Origin of the sequence: Azospirillum aestuarii, assembly GCF_016632405.1 — a bacterium.
Lineage (GTDB): Bacteria > Pseudomonadota > Alphaproteobacteria > Azospirillales > Azospirillaceae > Azospirillum > Azospirillum aestuarii.
On the sequence record NZ_JAEPIV010000030.1, the window covers coordinates 50,489 to 60,672 of the forward strand.

A 10,184-nucleotide genomic window follows, 5' to 3' on the forward strand; every position below is an offset into this window, starting at 1 on the left:
GCGGCCGGACCATGGGCATCACCACGATCTTCAACAATGGCGTTCTCGGGCTGACGGCGCAGAACCGCGCCCTGGGCACCATTTCGAACAACATCGCGAACGCCTCCACGTCCGGCTTCAAGGCGTCGGAGACCCAGTTCGCCGATTTCGTGCTGAGCGACCGCAGCGGCAACAAGGACCCCGGCAACGGTGTCCGCGCCTTCGAGCGGTTGGACCACAGTGGCGGCACCGTCACCCAGACCGGCGTCACCACCAACGCGGCCATCGTCGGCAACGGCTTCTTCCTCGTCCAGGACCTGGATGCCCAGGCCGGTACGACCGCGACCCGGACGAGCGACGATTCGGTCTTCCTGACACGGTCCGGCGACTTCTCTCCCGACAAGGAGGGCCGTCTGGTGAACGGCGCTGGCAAGGCGCTGATGGGTTTCAAGCTCGACCCCGCCAGCGGCACCGGCTCCTTCGGCAGCCTGAGCAGCATGACCCCGGTTTCGCTGAGCGGGTTGCAGGACTACCGGGAGGCCTCGACCCAGGCGTCGCTGAACCTCAACCTGCCGTACGACCAAGCCCCCGTAACCGGCCAGATCACCACGGCCAACACCACCGGCGTCGTTCTGAACATGGTGGACAAGAACGGCGCCGACGGGGCGATGGCCCTGCGCTTCCTGAAGACCGGGCAGGCGGAGGACGGCACCTCGACATGGCAGGTCTTCAACGCCGGCGTCATCGGCGCCGACGGCAAACCGGTGGGCAACGGCAACGTGAACGACCCCACCACGTGGCAATCGCTCGGCACGCTGAACTTCGCCCGCAACGGCACGCTGACCGGCGGCGACACCGGCGCCCCGGTGACCCTGACGCTGAATCCCGGCGGCGACTTCGCCCAGACGACGCTGGATCTCGGCTCCTACGGGAAGATGAACAATTCCATCACGACCATCGCCGGCATGGATCTGGGCATCGTCCAGGGTAACAACGGCATCCGGGCCGGCACCTATCAGGGGGCGGAGCTGACCGCGGACGGCTTCGTCGCCGCCAACTTCCAGGGCGGCAGGCAGCGCTACATCTACCGCATCCCCGACGCGACGGTGATCAACCCGACCGATCTGGAAAGCGTGTCCGGCACCATGTTCCGGACCAGCGCCAATTCGGGCGCCATCCGCCTGAACTCCTTCGGCAACCTGACCAACGAAACCGGCACCAGCGCGCCGAAGACCGTCGGGGCGTCGCTGAGCACGGCCAGCGTCGAGGGCTCCAACGTCAAGATCGAGGAGCAGTTCACCACGCTGATCCAGGCGCAGCGCACCTACTCCGCCGCCTCCAAGCTGGTGTCCACCGCCGACGAGATGACCACGACGACGATCACCCTGAAATCCTAAAAGGCGACGTCTTAAGAGCCGCGATCCGCAGCGCTTCGGCGACCCGCCCGGCCACCTCCGCCCAGTTGCCGACGCGCGTCTGGCGGAACAGCTTTGCAGAGGGATACCAGGGGCTGTCCTCCCGCCCCAGCAGCCAGCGCCAATCCGGCGAAAGGGGCAGCACCACCCAGACCGGCACGCCCAGCGCTCCGGCCAGATGGGCCGGCCCGGTGCAGGAGGAGATCACGAGGTCCAGGTTGGCCATGATCGCCGCGGTGTCGGCGAAATCGGCGATCTCCGGCCCGAGGTCGGTGAAGGACGCCGGCATGCCCACCCCCTCCAGATCCTCCCGCCCCGGCCCCTTCTGAAGCCCGAAGACGCGCACGCCCGGCACGTCCAGTACCGGCCGCAGCCCGGCCAGCCGGGGCGAGCGCAGCGCGTCGCCGGGAAAGCGCGGGTTGCCCGCCCAGACCAGCCCGACCCGCAGCCCCTGCCCGCCCGCCAGCCGCTCGCCCCAGGCGGCGGCGCGCTGCGGATCGGGGCGCAGATACGGCACGGCGGCGGGCACGTCGTCCAGCTTGGTACCGAAGACACGCGGCAGGCTCATCAGCGGGCATTCCAGATCGAAGTCCGGCAACGGATCGCCGCGGGCAATCAACCGCTTCACTCCCGGCAAGCCCGCCAGCACGCTCATCAAGGGCTGCTGCACCTCAAGGATCACCCGCGCCCCGCGCTCCGCCACCAGCGGGACGTAGCGGACAAACTGCAGGGTGTCGCCCATCCCCTGCTCGGCATAGAGCAGAATGGTGCGCCCGACGATGTCGCCGCCGCTCCAGGTGGGCTGCACGAAGCGGCGCCACGGCGGTTCCGCCCGCGCGTCGTTGCGGCGCCAGTCGAACTCCGGCCAACCGCCCTCGCAATCCCCGGCCAGCAACCGGGCGAAGCCGCGGTTCCAGCGCATCCCGGCGTCGTGGGGTCGTACGTCCAGCACCCGGTCGAAATCGGCGAGCGCCTCCACCGGTCGGGCCATGGCGAGCAGCGCGTTGCCGCGCGCCGCCCACAGGGACGGGCCGGAAAAGCCGTGCCTCTCGGCCGTGGCAAAGGCCTCCAGCGCCTCGTCGAACCTGCCCTGCCCGGCGAGCAGCGACCCCAGATTTCCCCACGCCGCGCCATAACCGGGGGCGAGGTCCAACGCCACGCGGTAGGCGGCCTCCGCCTCGTCCCAGCGCTTCCGCGCCGCGCAGGCGGAGCCGAGCATCATCAAGGCCGCCGACGATCCCGGCGCCAGCGCGGCGGCGCGGCGGGCCGCCCGCTCCGCGTCCTCCGCCCGCCGTCCGGCCAGGGCCGTTTCGGCGAGGTTCACCAAGGCCTCCGCCGAGGCTGGAAGAAGCGCCAGCGCCCGCTGCGCCGAGCAGGCGGCCTCCGGCACCCGGTTCAGGTCGCGCAGGGCGCCGGCCCGGCTGGCGTGGGCGTCGGCGAGCAACGGGTCCAGCCGCAGGGCGCGGGTGTAACCGGCCTCCGCCCCCGCCGCGTCGCCCATGGTCTGAAGCGCCCCGGCCAGGTTGGATTGCCCGCCCGCCGAGTCGGGCCGCAGCGCCAGCGCCCGGCGCAACAGGCACGCTCCATCCGCCGGACGCCCCACTTGCGCGTAAAGCACGCCCAGAAACTGGGCGGCATCGGGCTGCTCTGGATCGGCCTCCAGAATCCGTCCATAGAGCGTCGCCGCCTCGGCCAGACGGCCCGACTGGTGATGCTCGATGGCGGCCAGAAGGGCCTCGATGATCGTCGCCATGGGAAGTGACCGATGGTGAGAGGGGTACTGGAAGCCGGTGGACCATGCGGACCCGCTGCCGGATTTGTCACAAGTCCTGCCGTTCCCGCAACCCACCCACGAGAAGCCCCGCGTTGCATTTCACTTTTGCTAAAATTATGCTGCATCCATCGCCCCGAAGCATACCGGGGTATTCAGCGCGAGGACCGCGTCCCGCCCATGAAAAGCACTTTGCCGATGAAAAGCACCTTGAACATCTGCGCGCTCGCCTTGACCTGTGCCCTCGTCCCGGCGGTTCTGACCGTGGACCCGGCCGCGGCCAGCGACAAGCCCGCCGGCGGCGGCTGCCCGTGGGCGCAGGATGTCAAGCTGGACCTCAACGGCAAGACCCTCACGCTGAACCAGGACGCCTTTTCCGCGAAGGGAGAGCCGCTCGACCTCGAGGGCTATCAGATCTTCCCGCTGCTCGACCAGTTGAAACTGCGCATCCTCGGCCCGCGCGGGCAGGAGTGGGAAGCCGGACTGACCCGCCTGTCCGGCGGCAAGCGTTGCCAGGCCTTCTACGTCGGCAAGCCCTTCCAGGTCTCCGACGAGACGGGCGACCGCAACAGCCTCATCCTGGTCCGCTGACACCAGCGCTGATCCCAGCCTGCCAACGGTCGCGCCCGATGCGGTAGAGGACATGCCGCTTCAGGCGATGCCCGTCAGGAACCCGCGGATGATCGAAGTCGCCCGCCGCGTCGCGTTCCATCCCCAGCCGCTCCATGACCCGTTGCGACCGTTGGTTCGCCGGCACGGTGAAGGCCACGATCTCGTCCAGACCGACCGCACCGAATCCGTGGGCCAGCGCCAGCCCGGCGGCCTCGGTCGCCAGCCCCTGCCCCCAATGGTCGGGGTGGAGCCGCCACCCCACCTCCACGGCCGGGGCGAAGGGCGCCTCCCACGTCACGCGGGCCAGCCCGACGAAACCGATGAAGGGACTGCGTCCGGGCCGCTCCACCGCCCAGAAGCCGAAGCCGTGCCGGTCGAAATGCTCGCCGATGCGCCGGATCACCGCGTCGCTGGCCGTCCGGTCGGGAAGCGGCAGCAAATGCTCCATCACCACGGGATTCTGCGACAGCGCGTGAAAGGCATCGCCATCCCCGTCACGCCAAGGGCGCAGGATCAGCCGGGAGGAGGTGAGGATGGCCGGAGTCGTCATCGCACCGGTGCCGTCAGGGCTCGGGCGGCGTGCCGAGCGCCGCCAGCAACGTCATCACCGCCGGGTCCCCCTCCGGCACCAGCCGGTAGAGGTTGGCCGCCGCCAGTGTGACGCCGCCACCCGGCGCGGGCGTGAGTCCGGACAGGGCGAAAAGGCGATCCTGCTGGACGCGCTCCGCCTCCAGCTCCGCCGCCTTCAGGCGCCGGTAGAGGGCGTCATCCTCCCCCTTCGCCCGGCGGCGGACGGCGCGCAACGGGCGAACCACCTCGGCCCGCCAGGGAGCGACCGCGGAGTCGATCCGCGCCAGCTCGTCCGCCGGCAGGTCGGCTTTGCAGGCCATACCCGCCCAGGCGGCGAACAGCAGGACGTTCACGTCCTGGCCGAGCCGGTCCTGAAGATCGAGGCAGGCGGCGGACACGCCGGGCCGTCCGTAGACGGCGAGCGAGAAGTCCCAGAGCGGGTTTTCCGACATCGCCGCCTGCCTCCCCACAAGCCCCGCTCAGTCGCCCAGGCTGATGCCCAGGCCGCGGGCGGTCTTGACCATGGCGCCGTCCAGCTCCACGCAGGCGTATTTGGCGATGGCCTCGGTGATCGGAACGTCGATGACGCCGCGGTCCGACCAGGCGACCATGCGGTCGAACTTGCCCTCGGCGATCAGGTCCACGGCGTGTACGCCGAAGGCCGAGGCGACCAGACGGTCGCGCGGGCTGGGCATGCTGCCGCGTTGGACGTGGCCCAGGACGGTGACGCGGGTTTCCGCCCCCGTCGCCTCGGCGATCTTCTCGCCGATGTAGTCGCCGATGCCGCCGTAGCGTTTCTGGCCGCCCTGGAACAGCTTCTGCACGCCGGTGCCGTCGACGGTCTTCACCGCCTCCGACACCACGACCAGGGCGAAGTTGCGGCCGGTCGAGCGCACCTGCTTGATCTTCTGGGCGATCTTCTCGATGGAATAGGCGATCTCGGGGATCAGCACCACGTCGGCGCCGCCGGCGATGCCCGCGGCCAGCGCGATGTGGCCGGCGTCGCGGCCCATCACCTCCAGCACCATGACGCGGGCGTGGCTGGCCGCGGTCGGCTGGAGCCGGTCGAGCGCCTCGACCGCCACGCCGACGGCGGTGTCGTAGCCGACCGACACCTCGGTCAGGCCGAGATCGTTGTCGATGGTCTTGGGGATGCCGACCATCTGGAAGCCGCCCTTGTCGGCCAGCTTCTTCAGGATGGCGAAGCTGCCGTCGCCGCCGATGCCGATCAGCGCGTCCAGCCCCAGCTCGCGGTAGCCGCCGATGATCTCGTCCGACCGGTCCTTCTGCGTGCCGTCCGCCATCGGGTAGGCGAAGGGGTCGCCGCGGTTGGTCGTGCCGAGGATCGTGCCGCCCATGCGCATCATGTTGCCGTCGACCTGCGGCAGGTCGAGCACCTGATACTGCACCGGACGCTGCAGCAACCCCTGGGTGCCTTCCTTGATGCCCAGGACCTGCCAGCCGTAGGTCAGGACGGCCCGGTGGACCACCGCGCGGATGACCGCGTTCAGCCCGGCGCAGTCGCCGCCGCTGGTGAGAATGCCGATGCGCTTGCCTGCTGTCATGGAGACTGTCCCGTGTCGTCTGGAACCGCTGCGAAAGGTAGTCATACCAGAACGTTGCTCCACCGCAATGGTTCTGGTCCTCCGAGTATATTACATTCCGGCGACCGGATTATAACCCTGCGAAGAATGCGTGGTTTCGCACTGCCGTTGCGCCGGAAATCTGGTATAGTCCCCGCCGCTCAGCCAGCGGGCCCCGCGCGTATGAACGAACAAGAGATGCTGAAGGAAAAACTGGCCACGCTTCGCAGCGAGCATCGCGACCTCGACGACGTGATCGCCCGACTGCACGAACGTGCGCCGTTCGACCAGCTTCAGATGCAACGTCTGAAGAAGCGCAAGCTCGCGCTCAAGGACCAGATCATGGTTCTGGAAAGCCGCATGCTCCCCGACATCATCGCCTGACGCCGCCTTTTGGGCCTGACGCCGCTTTTCGGCGGGGAACACGGCCCGGCGCATCGCGTGGCGCTGGACTCCGTGCGCGCGCTTTCTATAATGCGCCGCTTTCCGGACCTAGAGGAAAGCGCGCGCCGTGTCCGCATCCATCGCCGCCACCACCGACCGCAAGCCGCTGGTCGGCATCATCATGGGCAGCCAGTCGGACTGGACCACCATGAAGCACGCCGCCGAGACGCTGACCGCGCTCGGTGTGCCGCACGAGGTCCGGATCGTCTCCGCCCACCGCACCCCGCAGCGCCTGGTCGAGTACGCCACCACCGCCCGCGACCGCGGCCTGAAGGTGGTCATCGCCGGGGCCGGCGGGGCCGCCCACCTGCCGGGCATGGCCGCCTCGATGACCCCCCTGCCCGTCTTCGGCGTCCCGGTGGAAAGCCACGCGCTGAAGGGCATGGACAGCCTGCTGTCGATCGTCCAGATGCCCGGCGGCGTTCCGGTGGGCACGCTGGCCATCGGCAAGGCCGGCGCCATCAATGCAGCCTTGCTCGCCGGTTCGGTCATCGCCCTGATGGACCCACAGGTGGCCGAGGCGTTGGACGCCTGGCGCGCCCGCCAGACCGCCGCTGTTGCCGAAGCCCCCGTCGACGAGCCCGCCTGAACCATGGCCCACCGCATCCTTCCGCCCGGCTCGACCATCGGCATGCTGGGCGACGGCCAGCTCGGCCGCATGACCGCGCTCGCCGCCGCCCGCCTGGGCTACAAGACGCACGTCTATGCGCCGGGATCGGAGGGCAGCCCCTGCGCCCAGGTTTCGGCGGCTTTCACCTCCGCCGGCTGGGACGACCTCGACGCGCTGGAGGCCTTCGCCCGCTCCGTCGACGTGGTGACGCTGGAATGGGAGAACGTCCCGGTCGCCGTGGTCGAGCATCTCGGCCGCTTCACCCCCGTCCATCCCGGCGGCACGGTGCTGTCGGTCGCCCAGGACCGGGTGGAGGAGAAGTCTTTCGTCAACGCGCTGGGCATCGGCACCGCCCCCTGGCGCGCCGCCCGCAGCGCCGACGAGGTGGCGAAGGCGGTGGCGGAGATCGGGCCGCGCTGCATCCTGAAATCCACCCGCCTCGGCTATGACGGCAAAGGGCAGGCCCGGATCGAGCCGGGCACCGACCCGGCGGAGGCCTGGGCGGCCATCCGTTCCGACGCCGGCATCGTGGAGGGCTTCGTCTCCTTCACCTGCGAGGTCTCGGTGATCGTCGCCCGCGGGTTGGACGGCAGCATGGCCGCCTACCCCGCCGTGGAGAACCGGCACAAGGACGGCATCCTCGACAAGACCATCGCCCCGGCCCGCGTTCCGGCGGAGACGGCGGTGGAGGCCGAACGGGTCGCCCGCCGCATCGCCGAGGCGCTGGACCTCGTCGGCGTGCTGGCGGTGGAGATGTTCGTGACTCCGGACGGCGGCGTGCTGGTCAACGAAATGGCGCCGCGCCCGCACAATTCCGGTCACTGGACCATGGACGCCTGCCATTCCTGCCAGTTCGAGCAGCTCGTCCGCGCCGTCTGCGGCCTGCCGCTGGGCTCGGTGGAGCGGGTGGCGGACGCCGAGATGGAGAACCTGATCGGCGCCGACGCGGATCGTTGGCCGGACCTGATGGCCGAACCCGGCGCCCGCCTGCACCTCTACGGCAAGGCGGAGTCCCGTCCCGGCCGCAAGATGGGCCATGTGACCCGGCTCCGTCCCCGCTCCTGACCGTCCGGTCGATCCCCCCTGTTCGATCGCCGCGGCGGGCCGTTTCCTGTTCCGGAACGGCCCGCCGTTCATTTTTTCTCGCGTCGGGTGCGGTAATCCGGCGCGGCTCAAAACCATGTTTTCCTTTAAATCATTGAAAATTCTATGTTCCGATAGTTTGTTCGGAACGCCGGGATGAATCTTGCCGCTTTTTTCAGAACGGGAACACGGCTAGTCTCCGTTGAATGAATGACGCAATTCGATAAACTTTTTCTCAATTTCGGGCTATTGCCGATGCAGCTTGCGCATGACTCGATCAGACGCCCGGTGCCGCAGACCAACGCGCAGGTCCGACGCCCGTCGCACCGCGAGCGTGACCGCTTCGTCGGCTTTGCCTTCGCCGCCGCGGATCTGCTGATCGAGACGGATGCGCGGGGAAACATCCTGTTCAGCGCGGGCGCGCGCTGCCGCCTGACCGAAGGCGACGTGGCCGGACTGGTCGGCACCAGCCTGCTCGACGTCGTGGCGCCGAACGACCGCAAATACGTCAACGTCCTCTTCAAGCGCATCCAGGACAAGGGCCGCATCAAGCCGGCGCGCGTCGTCTTCCAGGGCTGCGACGGCAACCGCTTTCCGGCGCTGCTCGGCGGCTGCCGTCTCGACTCCTGCCCCGGATCGCTGTTCCTGACGGTCCTGCTGGCCTCCGGCCCGCGCAACACGAACGAGGCGCTGGCCGCGGCGGGCCAGCTTCTGGACGGCAACGCCTTCAGCCACATCCTGGAGGACCGCATCATCAAGGCGCGGGAGAAGGGGCTGGACAACGCCCTGACCCTGCTGCTGATCGACGGCCTGCAGTCGATGGTGGACGCCCTGCCCGAAGGGGCGGCGAGCGAGGTGATGCAGGGGATCGAGGCCTATCTGCGGGCGATCTCCGCCAACGGCGACAGCGCCGGGCAGCTGGCCACCGACCGCTACGGCGTCGTCCACGCCTCCGACATCGACGGGCAGGAGGTGCAGGCCCACATCACCCAGATCATCCAGAGCGCCGGCGGCGAACTGCCCGGCGGCATCCGCACCTGGTCGCTGGACGTCTCGGACGAACGGCTGGACCCGGCCGACGCGGCACGCGCGCTGGTCTACACGGTGCAGGCCTTCGCCTCGGCCCAGGGCGGCGAGTTCACCATCTCCAGCCTGGAGGACGGCGCCAAGCGGATGCTGTCCGACGCGGTGGACCGCATCGGGCGGCTGCGCGCGACCATCGAGAAGCGCGACTTCTTCGTGGTCTACCAGCCCATCGTCGATATCGGAACGCGGACCGTCCATCATCTCGAAGCGCTGACGCGGGTGGAGGGCACGCTGTCCCCGGCGGACTTCATCACCTTCGCCGAGGATGTCGGGCTGATCTACGACTTCGACCTGCTGCTGACGCAGTCGGTGCTGGACACCATGAGCGCCCACCGCAAGGAGCCGACCCTGCCGGACGTGGCGATCAACCTGTCCGCCAAGACCTTGATGAGCCCGATCTTCCTGCGCCAGTTCCTGGCGGTGACCGAGCCCTATGGCGAGCTTGCCCGCAAGCTGCTGATCGAGGTGACCGAGACCGTCGTCGTCACCGACATCGCCAAGCTGAACGAGGTTTTGCAAAAACTCCGCGCCGCCGGGTTCCGCATCTGCCTGGACGATGTCGGGGCCGGATCGACCTCCTTCCAGTCGCTCTACGGCATCCAGGCCGACTTCGCGAAGATCGACGGGCACTTCGTCCGCGGCGCAGTGAACAACGGGCGCGACATGGCGATGCTGCGGTCCATGGTGGACGTGTGCCGCCAGTTGGGACTCGGGCTGATCGGGGAGCAGGTGGAAGGGCCGGAGCACGCGCAGCTCCTGACGGAGCTGGGGGTGTCGCTGGCCCAGGGCTACCTCTACAGCCGCCCGTCCCGCGACTTCGCCTATTTCGCGAAGGACTGGGCGAAAATGGCCGGCACAGGCGGCAAGGTTCTCCGGAAAGGCTGACGCGCGGCGGGTTCCGCGCGTCCGGACGTCAACCGGGTCGTGTCAGAGAGCGGCTGTCGAAGATCGGCTGTCGAAGATCGGCTTAGTACTACAGCTGGTCTTTATCGGTTTGGGTGCGGCGTTTCCAGTGGGAGCGTCGCGCCCGC

General features: G+C 68.9%; 10 protein-coding genes. 6 read left to right on the forward strand and 4 right to left on the reverse strand.

Annotation, left to right across the window (positions count from 1 at the left end; all coding sequences use genetic code 11):
• Window positions 1-11 precede the first annotated feature (11 nt).
• Window positions 12-1,376 (forward strand): flagellar hook-basal body complex protein, encoded by a 1,365-nt coding sequence (locus tag JJL56_RS28460; protein WP_200487164.1) that lies wholly within the window; start codon window positions 12-14, stop codon window positions 1,374-1,376.
• On the opposite strand, the gene JJL56_RS28465 is transcribed toward JJL56_RS28460, so the two are convergent.
• Entirely contained in the window at window positions 1,360-3,147 is a 1,788-nt protein-coding gene (locus tag JJL56_RS28465; protein WP_200487165.1) for a tetratricopeptide repeat protein, read from the reverse strand. The genes JJL56_RS28460 and JJL56_RS28465 overlap by 17 nt on opposite strands.
• A 216-nt stretch (window positions 3,148-3,363) precedes the next feature.
• On the opposite strand from JJL56_RS28465, the gene JJL56_RS28470 reads away from it, so the two are divergent.
• Window positions 3,364-3,756, forward strand: coding sequence for a hypothetical protein (locus JJL56_RS28470; protein ID WP_145628508.1), 393 nt, complete (start codon window positions 3,364-3,366; stop codon window positions 3,754-3,756).
• Here the strand turns inward: JJL56_RS28470 and JJL56_RS28475 are convergent.
• The 3 genes from JJL56_RS28475 to JJL56_RS28485 are packed head-to-tail and all read right to left on the reverse strand — an operon-like array spanning window position 3,740 to window position 5,912.
• Window positions 3,740-4,327, reverse strand: a complete 588-nt coding sequence (locus JJL56_RS28475; protein WP_200487167.1) for a GNAT family N-acetyltransferase — start codon at window positions 4,325-4,327, stop codon at window positions 3,740-3,742. The genes JJL56_RS28470 and JJL56_RS28475 overlap by 17 nt on opposite strands.
• A gap of 13 nt (window positions 4,328-4,340) precedes the next feature.
• A complete protein-coding gene (locus JJL56_RS28480) occupies window positions 4,341-4,799 on the reverse strand; it encodes a TIGR02444 family protein (RefSeq protein WP_200487168.1) in 459 nt (152 codons plus the stop codon).
• Between the two features lie 27 nt (window positions 4,800-4,826).
• Window positions 4,827-5,912, reverse strand: a complete 1,086-nt coding sequence (locus tag JJL56_RS28485; RefSeq protein ID WP_014239910.1) for an ATP-dependent 6-phosphofructokinase — start codon at window positions 5,910-5,912, stop codon at window positions 4,827-4,829.
• Between the two features lie 201 nt (window positions 5,913-6,113).
• Between JJL56_RS28485 and JJL56_RS28490 the strand changes: the two genes are divergently transcribed.
• The 4 genes from JJL56_RS28490 (at window position 6,114) to JJL56_RS28505 (ending at window position 10,038) form a co-directional block, all read left to right on the forward strand.
• Window positions 6,114-6,314, forward strand: coding sequence for a YdcH family protein (locus JJL56_RS28490; protein ID WP_035672505.1), 201 nt, complete (start codon window positions 6,114-6,116; stop codon window positions 6,312-6,314).
• Between the two features lie 181 nt (window positions 6,315-6,495).
• Window positions 6,496-6,963 (forward strand): 5-(carboxyamino)imidazole ribonucleotide mutase, encoded by a 468-nt coding sequence (purE, locus tag JJL56_RS28495; RefSeq protein ID WP_145628644.1) that lies wholly within the window; start codon window positions 6,496-6,498, stop codon window positions 6,961-6,963.
• A gap of 3 nt (window positions 6,964-6,966) precedes the next feature.
• Complete coding sequence (locus tag JJL56_RS28500) at window positions 6,967-8,049, forward strand: 5-(carboxyamino)imidazole ribonucleotide synthase (RefSeq protein ID WP_200487170.1); 1,083 nt, start codon at window positions 6,967-6,969, stop codon at window positions 8,047-8,049.
• A 273-nt stretch (window positions 8,050-8,322) separates the two neighbouring features.
• A complete protein-coding gene (locus tag JJL56_RS28505) occupies window positions 8,323-10,038 on the forward strand; it encodes an EAL domain-containing protein (RefSeq protein WP_186453040.1) in 1,716 nt (571 codons plus the stop codon).
• Window positions 10,039-10,184 lie beyond the last annotated feature (146 nt).